The 16,656-nt window shown below is 49.8% G+C and carries 12 protein-coding genes; 5 read left to right on the top strand and 7 right to left on the bottom strand.

From position 1 onward, the window contains the following. Window positions 1-18: 18 nt before the first annotated feature. Genes MJ611_RS08135 through MJ611_RS08115 form a run of 5 tightly spaced genes read right to left on the bottom strand, consistent with a single transcriptional unit; the run spans window position 19 to window position 9,392 of the window. Window positions 19-1,764 (bottom strand): family 43 glycosylhydrolase, encoded by a 1,746-nt coding sequence (locus MJ611_RS08135; protein ID WP_250429175.1) that lies wholly within the window; start codon window positions 1,762-1,764, stop codon window positions 19-21. A 42-nt stretch (window positions 1,765-1,806) separates the two neighbouring features. Beyond that, complete coding sequence (locus MJ611_RS08130; RefSeq protein WP_250429174.1) at window positions 1,807-3,240, bottom strand: glucoamylase family protein; 1,434 nt, start codon at window positions 3,238-3,240, stop codon at window positions 1,807-1,809. 10 nt (window positions 3,241-3,250) lie between these two features. Next, window positions 3,251-4,897, bottom strand: coding sequence for a glucoamylase family protein (locus MJ611_RS08125; RefSeq protein ID WP_250429173.1), 1,647 nt, complete (start codon window positions 4,895-4,897; stop codon window positions 3,251-3,253). Between the two features lie 26 nt (window positions 4,898-4,923). After that, window positions 4,924-6,393: a RagB/SusD family nutrient uptake outer membrane protein gene (locus MJ611_RS08120; protein WP_250429172.1), complete on the bottom strand. Its 1,470-nt coding sequence runs from the start codon at window positions 6,391-6,393 to the stop codon at window positions 4,924-4,926. Window positions 6,394-6,416: 23 nt separating this feature from the next. Beyond that, complete coding sequence (locus tag MJ611_RS08115; RefSeq protein WP_250429171.1) at window positions 6,417-9,392, bottom strand: SusC/RagA family TonB-linked outer membrane protein; 2,976 nt, start codon at window positions 9,390-9,392, stop codon at window positions 6,417-6,419. 462 nt (window positions 9,393-9,854) lie between these two features. On the opposite strand from MJ611_RS08115, the gene MJ611_RS08110 reads away from it, so the two are divergent. Further along, entirely contained in the window at window positions 9,855-11,156 is a 1,302-nt protein-coding gene (locus MJ611_RS08110) for an NCS2 family permease (RefSeq protein WP_250429170.1), read from the top strand. A gap of 119 nt (window positions 11,157-11,275) precedes the next feature. Next, complete coding sequence (locus MJ611_RS08105; RefSeq protein WP_250429169.1) at window positions 11,276-12,070, top strand: DUF6544 family protein; 795 nt, start codon at window positions 11,276-11,278, stop codon at window positions 12,068-12,070. A gap of 49 nt (window positions 12,071-12,119) precedes the next feature. On the opposite strand, the gene MJ611_RS08100 is transcribed toward MJ611_RS08105, so the two are convergent. Further along, the gene (locus MJ611_RS08100; RefSeq protein ID WP_250429168.1) at window positions 12,120-12,848 is read right to left on the bottom strand and encodes a Mut7-C ubiquitin/RNAse domain-containing protein; all 729 of its coding nucleotides are present in this window, start codon (window positions 12,846-12,848) and stop codon (window positions 12,120-12,122) included. A 297-nt stretch (window positions 12,849-13,145) separates the two neighbouring features. On the opposite strand from MJ611_RS08100, the gene MJ611_RS08095 reads away from it, so the two are divergent. From MJ611_RS08095 to MJ611_RS08085, 3 genes are all read left to right on the top strand, one after another. After that, window positions 13,146-14,150 (top strand): hypothetical protein, encoded by a 1,005-nt coding sequence (locus tag MJ611_RS08095; protein ID WP_250429167.1) that lies wholly within the window; start codon window positions 13,146-13,148, stop codon window positions 14,148-14,150. 104 nt (window positions 14,151-14,254) lie between these two features. Continuing rightward, the gene (locus MJ611_RS08090) at window positions 14,255-14,731 is read left to right on the top strand and encodes a GyrI-like domain-containing protein (RefSeq protein WP_250429166.1); all 477 of its coding nucleotides are present in this window, start codon (window positions 14,255-14,257) and stop codon (window positions 14,729-14,731) included. A gap of 192 nt (window positions 14,732-14,923) precedes the next feature. Next, window positions 14,924-15,613: a hypothetical protein gene (locus tag MJ611_RS08085; protein ID WP_250429165.1), complete on the top strand. Its 690-nt coding sequence runs from the start codon at window positions 14,924-14,926 to the stop codon at window positions 15,611-15,613. Between the two features lie 16 nt (window positions 15,614-15,629). On the opposite strand, the gene MJ611_RS08080 is transcribed toward MJ611_RS08085, so the two are convergent. Next, a complete protein-coding gene (locus MJ611_RS08080; protein WP_250429164.1) occupies window positions 15,630-16,637 on the bottom strand; it encodes a zinc-dependent alcohol dehydrogenase family protein in 1,008 nt (335 codons plus the stop codon). Window positions 16,638-16,656: the final 19 nt, after the last annotated feature.

Genomic DNA, 16,656 nt, shown 5'->3' with positions numbered 1-16,656 from the left:
TTAGTCCTGAACGGTGGCTTAGTTTACCTTTACCACCTTTACCTGCTTCGAAACTCCGTTCTCGTTAAATGCTTCGATCGTAAAATAATAGGTCTGGTCTACTGTCAGGCTTCTCATGTAAAGGGAGTTTTCGCCGTACACCATCCACGAACTGTAGAGCTTGTCGGGGGCGATGCCCCAGCGTATGTTATAGCCTTGCGCACCCGGTATTGCAGCCCAATTGATCTGTGCATCCCTTCTATCCTGCTGGCGCTTTACAGTAAAACTTTTAACCCTGTCCGGTGCTTTACCACTGCCTTTACCAAATACGCGCAAACCGGAGATCGCCAGGTTAGGCGTTGGCGCATGGTAGCTTCTGAAACGCACGTATCGCACCGTTTCCGGCGTTGGCAACTCTACATAATCGTTGGGCACATCTTTGTCGTTATTCTTTTTATCAACCAGCATCTTCCAGCTCTTTCCGTCTGTAGAACCTTCGATGGTATACTGGTGCTTGAGGCCCGGAATTTTGCCGTAAAGATCTGACTTGTAATCGTGGTAGTTCAGCTGGATGGCGTATACTTTGCCCGGCTTTTGCAGGTCGATCTCGATCCACTGCTGGTCGTCGTTTTTCTGCGCTACCCAGAAGGAGCGGATGTTTTCATCCACGATGTTTTCGGCTCCAAATTTTTCGAGCGTAGAAGAGACTTTTACCGGCTTGTTGTAAGAGAGCAGCATCCAGCCGGCAAACTGCCCCATCTTGCCTGGCACCGAAGGCGCAAAGTGTGGATAGTCACCAAAGGAGGTATTCATGTACATCAGGCCATCCTTGTCGAAAAAGGTCGGGAACATGTTCAGGCGGCGCTCCCAGTTCACGTTTACAGAAACCGAAGCCGAGGCAAAATGCCACCACTGGTTTTGTGGACCCAGCACAGTGCTGCCGTGCCCCGCACCATTGGCAAACCCGCCCGGCTTGTAAGATATGGGGTTATTGGGCGCATACTTGAAAGGTCCTAATGGTGAGTCGCTGGTGTACACGCCATCGGCATAAACATTGAACTCCGTGCCCGGGGCTGCATACTGTAGGTAGTATGTGCCGTTGTGCTTGGTCATCCAGGCACCTTCCATGTAACCACGGGCGGTGTCGGCGTGGTTTTCACCGAAGCGCTCCCAGCCGTGTTTGCTCATATCCAGCTTAAACAGCTCCCAGGTTTTTTCGGAAGGACGGAAACGCTTGCTGCGGTCTAGGGTCTTTACCCGGATAGGAAATACGTTGGATGAGCCCCAGTACATGTAGGTTTTGCCGTCATCGTCTATAAACAGGGCCGGGTCCTGCAGGTCGTTTAGAATGGCTGGCGTAGCTTTCCAGTCTCCTTTTTTGGGGTTGTCGGTGTAAAGTATACTCATGGATCCGGATGGATCGCCTGCCACGTACAGTACCGAATCTTTGTAGTTGAAAGCTGCGGGCGCATTGGATCCCTGGAAGTACCATTTTTCGGGGTTGATAAAGGTCCAGTTGGTCAGGTCCGTCGAGTGCCAGTAGCCCATGGAGCGGGTCACAAACATGTAATACTCATCCCGGAACTCTACGACAGCCGGGTCAGCGCCGGAACGATACGAGAGGTCCTGGTGCGCGTTGTAGATCATGTAAGTATAATCCAGGTTAAGCGGATTACAATAGGTGGTTGGTCCTTTCGACTGCGCCTGTACACTGGAGAGGCAGCTTACTACCATGATCACAGGGATCAATAACAAGAGAATCTTATTATTTGATGGCTTCATCATGTTGTCTAAGTATGAAAGTGTAACTTAAAGTTTTTTTCCTGATTACTTCAGGTGAGGGCTCTCGAAACCCAGCTTCTTCAGGCCGGCCTGTACTTCGGGTGCACTCATGAACAGGTCCCACAACAAACCGCTGCGCTGGTTTTCCACCATCACCACGATCGGGCCCTGATCGATGCCCAGGTAGCGCTGCGGAAACCAGTTCTCCTGCTCGCTGTAAGCATCGTAAGGGCCATACTTCCCGACAACCTTTTCACCCAAGTCTTCATACAGATGGCGGATCACTTTCATGGATTCTTCGGGTGCGTAAGGAAAAGAGGACAAGGCCGCCGTCGGCGTGATCACCCCCAGGTCTTCGTTGGGGCAGTGGCCGGCATAGCCTCTGGGCGAGTAGCTGGAGGTAAGCCCCCAGGCATTTTCGCCGTAGCCTTTGTAGTTTTTCGGGTTATCGACACAGTAAGCATAGTTGATGAGCGTGTGGTTTTTATTGTGCTCCCAGTAATCGGCATACTTGTCTTTGAGCCCGCGCGGATCGAGGCCTAAGTAGGAGTAATGCGCCCAGAACAAGGGGCCTACGCTGCCTTTCTGGCCCTGGTGAAACAATCCTATCTTATAGCCATACATGTCCACGTTATCTTTGATTGCCCCGTTTTGAGCCCAGCCTTCGTGGTATACGGCAGCCGGTATGGTGTGCGTAGGCGAAGAGGCTGCCAGCACGTACATAATGAGGCACTCGTTATAGCCCTTTACCGGAAAGTTCATCTGCCAGGCATACTTTGGCGACCAGTGCCAGTACAGTACATTTTGCTTGTTGCGGTACCAGTCCCACTCCACGTCCTGCCATAGTTTGTTGATGCGGTTAGCCAGGGCTTTTTCAGCTTCGTTTTCCCCTGTCAGGTATTGCCGTACCGTTAACAAGCCCTGCACCAGAAAGGACGTTTCTACCAGGTCGCCGCCATCGTCTTTGGGACTGAACGGCTTTACTTTACCGGTTTCGCCCTGCAGCCAGTGCGGCCAGGCTCCATGGAAACGGTCGGCCTTTTCCAGAAAACTTACGATCTTCTCGAGCCGCTCCACTCCTTCTTCACGGGTAATAAAGCCCCGCTCGATACCGACAAGTATGGCCATCACGCCAAAGCCGGTGGCGCCTGTGGTTACCACGTTCTGGTCGTTCTCCGGGTACTCACCATCCAAATGAATGCGCTCACGGGCCGCACCCGAAGTTGGCTCTGCTCCTTCCCAGAAATACTGGAAGGTCTGCTGCTGCAGCAGGTTAAGCAGTTCTTCGTCGTTGAGCTTTTGGTTGCTGGTTGCTGCTGTTGCGACAGTATCTGCGGCCTGTGCGGTTTCTTCGGTCTGAGTAGTTTGACCTGTTTCGGCAGTTTGCCGGCAGCTAAAAAGCAGCAGCATGCCCAGAGGCAAGAACAGGTACTTTTTGAAGCTGCAGCTGCCTGTAAAGTAGCGGTATAGTTGTTTCATAGGTATAGATTTAATGCAGGTATACAGAAAGTTCTTTATCGATAGTGCCTCCTTTTAGCCGTAGTTTATACGCTCCGGGCTGCAGGCTGGCACCAAAATTAACCTGGTGTAGTCCATTGGTTTTGGTTTCATTATTCCAGATCGTCTCGGCTATACTTCCGTCTGGTTTTTCCAAAGTCAGCACGAAAGGATCGGCATTTTTCACCGCTACTTCTACCTGGTACGCCCCTTTGTCCGGGTGTTTCAGCAGATCGACTGTGCTCGTTCTTACATCCGGTATTGCCAAAGGAAAACCTGTGTCGTACACCGGCTTCCGGATGCCTGCTTTCGCAAGCCCTGCCTGCACCTCCGGCAGATCGGTAAACAAAGACCACAGCAGGCCGCTCCTGTAATTCTCGATCATCGCGACGATTGGCCCCTGGTCAATGGCCAGATAATCTTTTGCCACCCAGTTGCGCGATTTGTTAAAAGCATCCTTAAAGCCATACGTGCCCCAAAGCTGTGCGCCCATACTTTCGAAATGGCGCAGCGCCTGCATGGAGTAGTACGGGGTATAAGGAAAAGAGGACAGGGCAGCCGTCGGCGCGATGGTACCGTTGTCGTTGGTTGGCTGGTGCGCCTTGTATCCTTCCGGATCGTCGGAGGCGGTGAGCCCCCAGTTGCCGGTCGAGTAGCCATAACTTTTAGTTGCGCTGTAAATACTCCAGGCCCGGTTGATGAGTGTATGTTTGAGATTGTGCATCCAGTAATGGGTATACTGGTCTTCCATTTGTTTCGGGTCGAGGCTCAGGAAGGAATAGTGAGCAAAGAACAATGGACCGCCATACCCCGGCCCCATGCTGAGCCGGTAACCTTCGTAAGTACCTTCGTTCCGGTTAACCCAGGTGCGCTGGTATACTTCGGGAGTGATCGGGTGTGTGGGTGAGCCAAGTGCCAGGATGTAGGTTATAAGGGCTTCGTTCCAGCCACGTATGGGCATGTTCATCTCCCACCCAAAGCTCCGGCTCCAGTGCCAGTACAAGAGGCCGTCGCCGCGGGAAGCGTACCAACTCCATTCTACTGTTTCCCATAGTTGGGTGATCTTATCGCGCAACTCCGTTTCCCGGGCATCGGCTCCGTTAAAGTATGCGCGGGCAGTAAGCAAGCCATTTATGAGGTAGGAAGTCTCTACCAGGTCTCCCCCGTTATCTTTTGCGCTGAAAGGTATAACCGCTCCCGTGCTGCCGTTTAGCCAGTGGGGCCAGGCGCCGTGGAAGCGTTCTGCTTTGGAAAGAAAATCACACAGCTTGTTCAGACGCTCAACCGCTTCCTGCCTTGTGATCCAGCCTCTGCTTACCCCAACGACAATCGCCTGCACGCCAAAGCCTGTACCGCCACTGGTAACCACATCGCCCGAGCTGGAACGCTCGCGTGCCATGCCGGAAACCGGATGGGCAAAATCCCAGAAATAACGGAATGTTGCCTCCTGTACCTTGTCCAGCAGTTCTTTATCAGATACTGTCGAAACAGGAGGCTGTACCGGATCAACCGGCTTTTTTACCGGTTCTTCCTTTTTCTCATTACAAGACAGAAATAAAAGCACGAAGAAGCATAGCCAGATGTATTGCATGCCGTTGGTGAAATCTAAAGAAAGTATAAAAAGTATAGAGCCGCGCATTGGCGGCTCTATACTTTTATCATTGATTAATAACCTGGGTTTTGGGTTAATTTGCCGGCGCTCAGGTCGATCTGGCGCTGTGGTATAGGAAAAACCTCATGCTTTCCTGCAATAAAGTTTTTACCCTGTGCCTGGAACACCTCAGCAGCCCTGCCCTGGCGCACCAGGTCGAAGAAGCGATCGCCGCTTTCCAGTGCCAGTTCTACCCGGCGCTCATGCCAGATAATGTTGCGCAATTCATCTTTGTCAGTTACCGTTACATCGGATAAACCCGCACGGTTTCGCACCTGGTTCAGAGCATCCAACGCAGCTTGTGTATTACCCAACTCATTGGCTGCCTCAGCGTGCATCAGCAATACTTCCGCATAACGCAGAATGCGGATATTCTGATCTTTGGCATAGCCGCATTCCTGTGTAACTGAAGCAGGCACATAAGCCTTCTGGTTGTAGCGTGGATTAGGGGCGTTGTCATTGATCTTGTCTCCTTCCGGTGTTACCTCGCCCCGGTAAAGTATAGTTGCGTCTTTGCGTTCATCGCCAGGTTCGTAGGCATTTTCCAGGTCAGTGGTTGGGATGAAAAAGCCCCATCCAAACTGCCCGCGAACTCCCTGAGTTTCTGCCCACTGAGAATTAGAGGCACCACAGTTACCCGGGATTGTTTGAGCCTGCACTTCGAAAATAGACTCACTATTATTTTCCCCGGAAATTCGGAAAATATCATAATATTTTGGAGTAAGCGAATAGCCAAGCCCCATTACCTGCTGCGTAAGATCAAACACCTGCTGCCAGTTCTTCTGGTACATTTCTACTTTGGCCAGCAGTGATAGAGCGGCTCCCTTCGTAGCACGTCCTACATCGGCAGCACCATACCTTACAGGCAGGATCATGGCTGCAGAGTCCAGGTCAGTTATGATCTGGGCATACACCTGCTCTTTCGGAGTTCTACCTGGATTAAGTTCTTCAGCCGTCGGCTCCTTGGATATTTTGGTAATCAAAGGCACATCGCCGAAAGCCCTTACCAGGTTAAAGTAGTGGTGCGCCCGCAGGAACTTAGCTTCTGCTATCAACCTGTTCTTCAGGTTCTCGTCCATCGGGATAGGCGGAATATTGGTGATAGCCTGGTTGGTCAGGTTAATTGCCTGGTATTGCCCTGTCCAGTAATCATCAAGAATGAACTGGGTTGGGGAAGCAGTGAAGTTATCAAAGTCATTCATAAAAGCGGCATCACCCGGGTCGCTACCTTTTTCAGCATTATCGGAGGCAACATGTGTAAGTGCCAGGTGCGCAAAAGCCGCTACCTTCCATTCTCGGAGGTTACCATAAATGGCGTTAACTGATCTGATGGCATCCTCTTCTGTCTCAAAAAAGGTCTCTTCAGTGGCAGCCTGCGGCTCTACATCCAAAAAATCTTTGTCACACGCATAAAGGGCGCCAAGTGCAAGAGCAAAGGCTAATACAGGTACTTTCCTTTTCACCTTTTTAAAAATCTTTTCCATATGTTCTGTTCCTGTTTTCATTTCTAGAAGTTTACATCTACACCAAAATTGTATGTAGCAGAAAGCGGATACACGTTCAGGTCTACGCCGGCACTGTTTGGTGGACCGCCCACCTCCGGTGTAAAGCCAGTGTAATCAAACCAGGTTACCGGATTCTGGGCGTTAACGAAGAAACGGATACCTTCCATTTTCCAGCGTTTTGTAAGGTCTGTCGGCAAGGCATATCCTAACTGGATATTACGTATGCGTATGTAACTGCCATCTTCCACAAACCAGCTATTGGATTGAATATTGGCATCTTTCAGGTTAGGACCCGGATACTCGTTGGAGGTGCCTGGACCATTCCAGCGGTTGTCATAAAAATCTTTCGTGTAGTTCTCGTTACCAAAACGAACGCCTTTATTCGCATTGTATATATCCACATCGCCTACACCCTGCAGGTCTAACTGAAAATCCCAGCTCTTATATCGGAAATTGGTATTGAGACCATAGTAGAAGCCCGGGTTCGGATTACCTATGATAGTCTTATCTCTTGCATCAATGATGTTATCACCGTTAAGGTCACGGTAACGGAAATCACCAGGCGCTACACCCGTAACATCAGCCTGTGCCGACCCTGCGATCTCCTGCTCATCCTGGAAAATACCGTCTACGATATAGCCATAAAAAGAGCCAATCGGATCGCCCACACGGGTAACGCTTGTAAAGATGCGGCCAACCGGCAAGCCACCACTAAACTGAGGAAGGTCGGTTGCAATTGCAGTTACTTCATTGTTGTTGGTTGAGAAGTTACCACTTATGGTATAGCTGAAGTCTGTGTCATTGTCCGAATTCCAGGAAGCTACAAATTCAAAGCCCCGGTTCCGGAAGTCAGCAAAGTTACCCAGCACCTCACTTGAGAGCGTACCTTGGGACCCGAGCAGTGGGGTGCTGAAAACTGCGTCTTCTGTGGCCCTGTTATACCAGTCTGCCTCCACTGTCAGTTTGTTGTTGAAGAAAGCAAATTCCGCCCCAATATCTGTTTCCTTAACTACTTCCCAAAAAAGTGTAGGAGGTACAGCCAGGTTGTAAGTACCACCCGGATAAGGTATACCACCCAATATGGCAATGTAAATTGGGTTGTCCAGGTCGGGTACTCTTACAGTGATGTTAGCCGGGATATCGCTGTTACCCAGCTTGCCCCAGCTGCCGCGCAACTTGAAATAGTCGAAGATTTGCTGGCCTTCCATAAAGGGCTCATCGGACACAACCCAACCTAAACCCACAGCCGGGAAATAATCGAAGCGCTCGTCTTCCGGAAATTTGGAAGAACCATCCCGGCGCAGCGTAGCGGTGAGCAAATAGCGGTTAAGGAAGCTGTAGTTGACACGACCAAAGTAAGACAACAAAGTAGACTTACCTGCTGAGTTGGTGATCAGGAAGGTTTCAGGATCACCCAGGTTCAGGTACAAGGAACCCTCCGACTCAAATGGCACATCGTTGGCCGATCCTGCCAATGTTTCATTTCTATCTTCCTGAGAAGAGGTACCTAATAACACTGTCAGTTCATGATCCCCGAATTGTTTATCAAAAGTTAAAGTGTTTTCGAAGAGCCAGCGTGTTGCCTTGCTTTTAGATCTGGTTAAGGTACTTCGTCGGGCAACTTGTGTAGAGGTAAGCGAGTCTTCCGCAACATAGTTTCGGAATTCATTTATAGCATAGTTCAATCCAAAACTGGTACGGAAGGTAAAGTTCTCAAGGAATTTAACTTCACCAAAAGCATTACCGGTCAGGCTCTGTCCATCAGATTTCTGGTTATACCAATCCAGGGCGGCACGTGGGTTACCGAAAGTACCCAAGCCATAATCAATTGGATCGCCATAGTTACCATCTTCCTTGAAAACAGGTATAACCGGAGGCATCACGTATGCCTGGTAAACCACACCAGTCGGCACATCATCGGAATTATAATCGTAGAATATACCATTATAGCCTATCTTAACATGATCTGAAACATTAAAATCTGTCTGCAGCCTGGCAGTAACGCGTTCATACTTATTACCATCTACAATACCTTCCTGGTTCAGGTAACCGCCACTAAGGCTGTAGGAAAGCCGATCGGTACCGCCTGAGAAGCTTAACTGGTGGTTGGTGATCAGGGCAGAACGCAGGATTTCATCGTACCAGTCGGTAGAAGGTTGGTTGGGTTCTACCAGTTCCGTGCCTTCTTTCTGGTTGATAAGCTCGGCGTATTCATTGGCATTGGCCATCTCTACCTGGTTTGTTACCCGCTGCACGCCTACAAAGCCATTGTAATTTATACGTGGCTCACCGGTACGTCCGCGCTTGGTAGTAACCAGAATTACACCGTTAGCTGCGCGCAACCCATAAATTGAGGCACTGGAGGCGTCCTTCAGGATCTCCATGGATTCGATGTCTGCCGGGTTCAGGAAGCTAAGGTTATCCACGATAGTACCATCTACAACGTACAATGGCTCTGCCCTGCCCAAAATAGAGCCCGTACCTCTGATACGTACCGTTGGGGATGCACCCGGCTGACCCGTGTTCGATATCTGTACACCTGCCACTTTGCCTTGTATAGAACTTACAGGGTTCTGGGATGCCTGCCTTGTCAGTTCCTCGCTCTTTACAGAGCTGATGGAGCCGGTTACGTCTCTTTTTTCCTGTGTACCATAACCTGTTACCACCACTTCCGTCAGTTTTGTAGCCGAAGGAGATAACTGGATATTCAGGGTTGTCTGGTTATTGATGGGAACTTCTTGCCGTTCATACCCCAGGTAATCAACAACAAGGGTACCGTTTGCAGGAGCACTCAGCGTAAAATTACCCTCTGCGTCAGCCTGCACACCGGTGGTTGTTCCTTTTACCTGAACGCCGGCCCCGATCAGTGGCTGTCCGTTTGTAGCGTCTGTTACTTTACCTGTTACGGTTATGTTTTCCTGTGCGAAAACAAGGTGTACCCAAAACAGGCAAAGAAAGAGTAAAAATTTTCGTTTCATAGGTTCATCGTTAGATATTTACAGTTGTGTTTCTCAATTCCATGCACGCCTACTTACCTGAGTAATGCCCAACAGCATTTCTGCTATCAGGATATTTATACTTACAAAAACTCAGTTGTATAGGGGGCTATTAAGGAATTAATATATACGGGGTTGTAGTAGGAAGGTAATTGGTGCAACACAATTTAATTACGAGCTGTACTCGATAAGCTGTGAGAGTTACATTTAATGCGCTAAAAATTGCTGTGGTAAGAAAATTCAACCCCTCAAACAGGGTACAAAAAAGTATGACTGACGAGTAAAACCTACAGGACGTGATGCAAAAACGCAGTCCTTTCCAGGTATCATTTAATGCAATTAGCTGCCGGGGCCGCTTTCACTATAGCGGATTTTTCTTACTTTTGATGCTTCCCTTTAACCTGCTGATGAGCGGGCTTTTCTACTTTTCTATACATACTCCAGATGGAATCATACTTCGAGCTGAAGAAAAACGGAACCACGATACAGACCGAGATCATTGCCGGGATCTCTTCCTTTCTGGCGACGGCCTATATCATTGTAGTAAACCCCAGCATACTTAGCCAGGCAGGCATGCCTTTCTCGGGCGTTTTAACTGCCACGGTGCTGGTGTCCTTCTTCAGCAGCGTGATGATGGGGCTGTATGCCCGCAACCCGATCTTGGTGGCGCCCGGCATGGGACTGAATGCTTTTTTCACCTACTCGGCTGTGCTGGGCATGGGGGTGAGCTGGCAGGTGGCGCTCGGGGCAGTATTCTGGTCAGGTATCGTGTTTCTTATTCTCTCTGTTTTTAACGTTCGTACCCTCATTTTGCGGGCTATCCCGCGTCCGTTGCGATTTGCCATTGCAGCAGGTATAGGTCTTTTCATTACCCTGATCGGCTTTGCCAACGCCAAGTTTATCGTTGCAAACCCGGCTACCATCATTGGCCTAGGCCCCATGAACCCGGCTCTGCTTACGTTCCTGGCAGGCTTGCTGCTGACGGCGATTTTGCTGGTAAAGAATGTGCGGGGTGGCATGCTGATCGGTATCATATTTACCACGCTGGCCGCCTACCCGCTGGGCCGCTGGTGGGCTACGGACTTGGACCCGCTGATAAATTTCAATGGTGTTTTTTCTGCTCCCGATTTCAGCCTGCTGCTGCAACTGGACCTGGTTAACTCACTGAAACTGTCTATTGTGCCGGTGATCTTCGCCTTTGTGTTCACCGATATGTTTGATAGTATATCTACGTTTGTAGGTTTGGCGGAGGCTGCCAACCTGATGGATGAGCACGGCGAACCCCGTAACGTGAAACAAGCCCTGACAACCGACGCGGTGGCAACCACGCTGGCAGGTCTGGTGGGCTCCAGCCCGGGCACAGCCTATGTAGAGTCGGCGGTGGGTATCGAGGCAGGTGGCCGTACCGGGCTTACCGCCGTTGTGGGTGGCTTGCTGTTCCTGCCTTTCCTGTTTATGGCACCGCTGCTCTCGATCATACCGGCTATTGCTACTGCTCCTGCCCTGGTGCTGGTCGGTGCGTTTATGGTGCGTCCTGTCATCAAGATCAACTGGAGCGAGCTGGACGAGGCCATACCTGCTTTCCTGGCCATGGTACTGATTCCCTTCACCTACTCCATCACGCAGGGTATCATCTGGGGGTTTCTGAGCTGGACGGCCCTGAAGCTGGTTACAGGTAAGCGCAAGGAGATCAGCCTTGCCTTATGGGTGATCGATTTCTTTGCTATCATGGCGCTCATTTTTTAAACGCATACTTTCCAACCTGTAACCCGCACATCTTTTTATCCTGTACGTAAGACATTAGTAACCACTCGGCTCCGACCTCGCATGATGCCCTTCAGCAGTTTTACCTCACGTTACAGGCTATGGCTATTGCGCTCCGATCGCTCAGGAAAATCTATCAGGCCGAGACAAGGGCTGAGCTGGAAAAGTATGCCGGCCAACCAGAATCGCTGCTTTTACCTGAACACATAGCCTACCTGCCCGAGCCGTTCCGGAAATACATTACCTACTGTGGCTACCTTGGCAGGGAGAGGCATGTCAGCGCAAGTATAAAATGGAAAGATGTGATGTTCCGGACTGGCCCTGAGCAAAACTGGATGCATGTCGATTACGAGCAATTCAACGCGGTGCCCGAGCCTGTCCGGATGGCTTACATCCACAGCGCCATGATGGGAGTGCTGCCTTTTGAGGGATACGACAAGTATAAAGATGGCCACGGAAGTATGCAGATCCGGCTCCTGAAGCTGCTACAGGTAGCCGACTACTCGGGGCCTGAAATGGACGCTTCTGCCCTGGTAACTGTTTTATCGGAATGTGCATTTTTGCCGGCTTATGCGCTACAGGCTTATGTGTCCTGGAAAACGGTTATAGGCCAGGCCGCGCGAGGGCAGCTGCACTACAATAATATAACCGTAGAAGGCACTTTCTACTTCAGCAACGAAGGCCTTTTTGAACGCTTCGAAACGAACGACAGGTACCTTGCCCTGGAAGGCTCAGCGTATAAGAAAGTGCCCTGGTCGGTTACGGTGAGCTGTTACCAGGAGATCGATGCGCTGAAATACCCAAGCTATGCGACAGCAACCTGGCACTTACCAGAGGGCGATTACGACTACTTTAAAGGTACGGTGGATGAGGTGCAGTTTAACCTTGCACCGTAGAAGCGCACTGTTGCAGTTGCCTATGTTTCGTTATTATGCACACCCGGGCTTATTGCTGTTGCTCCATGCGCTCTATGAACTGCAGCATGTGTTCGTAATGCGACCCTTTCCAGTAAACGCGGCTGCAGGAGGTACACTTAAAAAATTCATCAAAGTATAGTTTTGTTTTAGGCGGCAACACATCCCATACTTCCTCCTTGGGCACTGCCGCGATGCTGCCGTTGCAAACAATGCAACGTGCAAACGGCCGCAACTTACCTGCCAGCCCAAAATATCGGATCACCTCTGTTAACTGCTCCTCTGCATGCTGTGAGCGCAGCCAGTAGCCACGTTCAATGGCTTTGTTTTTGAGCAGGTCAACATCCCGCGTCAGCACAATGCGGTTTTCGGTTACAGCTATTTCTACAATGGTTTTGTCGGAGAAGCTGTTCTCATACGTTGTGTCGAAGCCCAGCATGCGCATGCCTCTGGCCAGCTTGCCCAGGTGCACATCCAGTATAAACGTTGCGTCTGCTGGCTTTACAGGCTGCTTTTTTCCTGATTCAGCAGGATATACTTCCACCCGATCGTCCGGGTGCAGGCGCGTATAAAAGGCAGCAACTTCCTCGTTTATCCGGATCTTTTGCACTTCCGGGTGGGGCACGCCGATAGCTTCAATCGCGTCCTTTACCGCCGGTGTCCCGTCGAAGTGGTAGGTTATCCATACTTCTTTTTGGTAAGGTCTCAGGAAATCGTTCAGTGCCCCAAAGAAACGGAAACTGGCCGTCTGCTTCATCATCTGCTTTTATACTTTCAGGTTCGGTTATAGAGTATGTACTCTGAAGTACAAAAGCAGTTGTTATAGGTGAGTCAAAGTATAGCTATCTGTAACTGAGATGTTGATTACATATGGCTTGTAGATCAGGCAGGTGATATTAAATCTAAATTTAAAGTTTCGGGAGTAAGATTAATTTGTCTGAACATAATTATACATTAGCTTAATAGTATATTTATTTTTAGAGGTGCATCTTCGCATATAATGCAGATAACAGTCATAGTGACGTTTATATAGTTGGGCAAAAAATCATCAAGATAAATGAAACAAACATTACTGCTCTTTTTCCTTCCATTACTGTTTTGCTTTCATGTCGCAGCCCAAGCTAAGAAACCAGAGGACTTCGGCTTCAGACACCTGCAAACTCTTTACAAGCAGGATACGGTGGACATTCTGGTGCTGTCGAAAAGAGGTGAAGAAGAAATGGAGAAGCCGCTGTTCCTCTTCATCCAAGGGTCGCTCCCAAAGCCGCTCATCAAGCTTCAGGAGAATGGAAAGCCATACATGGTGTTCCCTTTTGAAGCGGGAATACTATTGAATGATTACCACCTTGCCATCATCAGCAAACCATACGTGCCGCTTATCCGTGAGGCGAGCGAGTTGCGGAGAGATATGGCTTACGTGAACCCTGAAACCAACAACTTCCCTGAGAAATACGTCAAGCGGGATAATCTAGACTACTATGCCAGCAGAAACAAGGAAGTGATAAAATTCTTACAGAAGCAAACGTGGATTAGTGAAGAAGAAGTAGTTGTTGCTGGTCACTCAGAGGGCGCTGCCGTAGCGGCTAAGCTAGCGGAGCTGTCAAAGGACGTTACGCGCCTCATTTTCGCAAGCACCAACCCTTTCGGGAGAATGATGACCATCATTTCACAGATGAGGCAACAAGACGACTCATTGGGAACGGCAACAGAGAAGCAGTTTGAATTGTGGCAAGAACTGATCAACGACCAAGAGAATAATCAGGTTCAGGGAGAGACTACATTCAAATCCATTTACAGCTTCTCCAAGCCACCTATAGATTCATTGCGCAAGCTGAAAATACCAGTATTGATTGCTTACGGCACAAAAGACATCGTTGCGCCTTTTTTTGATTACATGCACCTAGAGACTATTCGAAATAAAAAGAAGAACTTCACTTTCATGCCATATGTAGGCAGGGAGCATAACTTCTTTGGCTTTGACGAAAGTGGAAAGGTGAACTATGACGACTTTGGTTGGGATGGGGTGGCACAGGACTGGAAGGAATGGCTTGTAAAGAAATAATTCATTGCCCAACAAGGTATAGCAGCAAGGATTGCTGACGCTGTGCCTCTGCTACACGAACACGTTAGCGCATATAGCCCCACCTCGGCCAAAACATCAAAACCATGGAACCCCGGATCGAAACACTAGCTGAAAAGAAACTTATCGGTAAAAAGATAACCATGTCTTTGACGGATAACAGGACAGGCGAACTCTGGAAAGGATTTATGCCACGGAGAAAGGAGATTCAGAACAGCATGGGGCCGGAGCTCTACTCGATGAATGTGTATGGCCCTCTGTATTTTGAAAGTTTTAGCCCAAGCAATCCATTTGAGAAATGGGCGGAGCTTGAGGTGACAAACTTTAATACCGTACCTGATGAGATGGAAACGTATACTTTGCCGGCCGGCCTGTATGCGGTATTCCACTACAAAGGCTCCGGCACCGACACCGGAATCTTCGACTACATTTATTCTTCCTGGCTGCCAAACTCCGATTACCTGTTAGACAACCGGCCTCATTTCGAAGTACTTGGCGAAAAGTATAAAAACGGCAGCCCCGACTCGGAAGAGGAAATCTGGATACCTATCAGATTGAAATAATGGTAATAGTAATGGCATTTAACAGGAGGTGTATGCAACAGCGCCTCTTTCGCTTTTCAGCAATAGGTTGGCAAAACACGTAGTGCTGAAAAGGACACAAAACCTCGCCTCATAAATATTTTACCTAAACTCTCCATTTCAATATCACTTCGACGCCTGCATTTCGTAGAGGTAGTATAAAGCTAAACATATATGAAAAAACTTTACCCTTTATACTTAATGGGCCTTCTATCGCTTTTGTCTTGTAAGAAAGACGAAGTGGAAAAGGCCACTTTTGAGGGCGTGGTGCTGGATTACGAATCCCGTATGCCCCTCCCGAACACCAAGATAATTTTTACCCGCGGCACAGGTATCCTGATCGATGACAAGGCAAAATTTGAAGGCGCCATCGCGGACAGCACCGTCACCGACCAGAGTGGCCGGTATAAATTTACCACCCCAATCGATCAGAAGATGGTGGTTTACCGTGTAAACGCCCGCAAGCCTGGCTACCAGGAGAGCAACGATCCCATAACGCTTGCTTCTCTGATCGATTACGCCAAAACAAACCAGGATACGATCGTGTTGGGCAAATCGGCGTACCTGAAACTGAACTTTAAGAGCACAGCCACAAACAGGTCCGAAGAGCCTTTCCTGCAGATCGAATGGAATACAAAGCCCGACCAATCAAACCCAGCCCCTACCTCGCCCACAACGCTTCATATCATCAATAACCGCTTGTATAGTTTAGCAGATACTGCCATTACCAACGCGTTCATTTACGCGCAGCATCCGCAGGTACGTTTAAGATGGAGCGTTGTACAGGATAAGGATATCAGGAAGTATGAGGAAACTGTGAACCTGAAACTGCAGGATACCACCACCTTTACCATCAACTTCTGACCAAAGAATAAAGCCATTACGACATCACCAGCACAGCTGCCCCCTGTATCCGGCCCTGCTTCAGGGCGGCCAGCGCCTCGTTGGCCTGGCGCAGGAGGAACAGCTGTGTCTCTGTTTTAACCGGGATCTGGGGTGCCAGTTGCAGGAACTCCTCTCCGTCCCGGCGGGTAAGATTGGCTACAGAACGCAGCACCCGTTCTTCCCAAAGTATGCGGTAAGGAAACGAAGGAATGTCGCTCATGTGGATGCCGCCGCACACCACCACGCCTCCCTTGTCGGTGTCGGTCAGGGCTTTGGGAACGAGCTCACCGGCAGGCGCAAAAATGATGGAGGCATCGAGCTTTTCGGGTGGCGCTTCGCTCGCATCCCCGGCCCACACAGCGCCCAACCGAAGCGCAAAAGCTTGTGTTTCCTTGTCGCCGGGGCGGGTGAAGGCGTATACTTGCTTTTTTTGGAAAACTGCCATTTGAATAATGATGTGCGCTGCCGCACCAAAGCCGTAAATGCCAAAGCGCTCTACATGCTCGCCCATCATACGGTAAGAGCGGTAGCCGATCAGGCCGGCGCAAAGCAAGGGCGCCGACGCAGGACTGGCAGGAAGCGAACCCAACGGAAAGCAGTAGTTAGCATAGGCGACAGTATACTCTGCATAGCCCCCATCCAAAGTATAGCCGGTGAAACGGGCATTTTCGCAGAGGTTCTCTTTGTCTTTCTGGCAGTAACGGCACTTGCCGCAGGTATAGCCCAACCAGGGGATACCCACGTATTCTCCCTCCTGCAGCCTGGTCACGGCACTTCCCACACGTACTACTTGCCCGATGATCTCATGCCCCATGATGAGCGGCAGCTTGGGCTGGGTAAGCTCCCTGTCCAGGATGTGCAGATCGGTGCGGCAAACGCCACAGGCAATCACCTTCACCAGCACCTGCTGCTCAGCGGGAACAGGTATGGGAACTGCTTTATACACCAGCGGCTTTCCCTGTTCCTCCAGTACCATGGCCTGCATTTGTTCCGGTAAGTTCATCTGCTACAAAGTATAAATT

It is taken from the genome of Pontibacter ruber (assembly GCF_023630205.1).
GTDB lineage: Bacteria > Bacteroidota > Bacteroidia > Cytophagales > Hymenobacteraceae > Pontibacter > Pontibacter ruber.
This window is presented reverse-complemented; position numbering and strand designations above follow the sequence as displayed.

What these genes read in the sequence shown, in the direction of transcription:
- MJ611_RS08135 (WP_250429175.1), bottom strand. Translation starts at nt 1,764, where the DNA reads ATGATGAAGCCATCAAATAATAAGATTCTCTTGTTATTGATCCCTGTG.
- MJ611_RS08130 (WP_250429174.1), bottom strand. Translation starts at nt 3,240, where the DNA reads ATGAAACAACTATACCGCTACTTTACAGGCAGCTGCAGCTTCAAAAAG.
- MJ611_RS08125 (WP_250429173.1), bottom strand. Translation starts at nt 4,897, where the DNA reads ATGCGCGGCTCTATACTTTTTATACTTTCTTTAGATTTCACCAACGGC.
- MJ611_RS08120 (WP_250429172.1), bottom strand. Translation starts at nt 6,393, where the DNA reads ATGGAAAAGATTTTTAAAAAGGTGAAAAGGAAAGTACCTGTATTAGCC.
- MJ611_RS08115 (WP_250429171.1), bottom strand. Translation starts at nt 9,392, where the DNA reads ATGAAACGAAAATTTTTACTCTTTCTTTGCCTGTTTTGGGTACACCTT.
- MJ611_RS08110 (WP_250429170.1), top strand. Translation starts at nt 9,855, where the DNA reads ATGGAATCATACTTCGAGCTGAAGAAAAACGGAACCACGATACAGACC.
- MJ611_RS08105 (WP_250429169.1), top strand. Translation starts at nt 11,276, where the DNA reads ATGGCTATTGCGCTCCGATCGCTCAGGAAAATCTATCAGGCCGAGACA.
- MJ611_RS08100 (WP_250429168.1), bottom strand. Translation starts at nt 12,848, where the DNA reads ATGATGAAGCAGACGGCCAGTTTCCGTTTCTTTGGGGCACTGAACGAT.
- MJ611_RS08095 (WP_250429167.1), top strand. Translation starts at nt 13,146, where the DNA reads ATGAAACAAACATTACTGCTCTTTTTCCTTCCATTACTGTTTTGCTTT.
- MJ611_RS08090 (WP_250429166.1), top strand. Translation starts at nt 14,255, where the DNA reads ATGGAACCCCGGATCGAAACACTAGCTGAAAAGAAACTTATCGGTAAA.
- MJ611_RS08085 (WP_250429165.1), top strand. Translation starts at nt 14,924, where the DNA reads ATGAAAAAACTTTACCCTTTATACTTAATGGGCCTTCTATCGCTTTTG.
- MJ611_RS08080 (WP_250429164.1), bottom strand. Translation starts at nt 16,637, where the DNA reads ATGAACTTACCGGAACAAATGCAGGCCATGGTACTGGAGGAACAGGGA.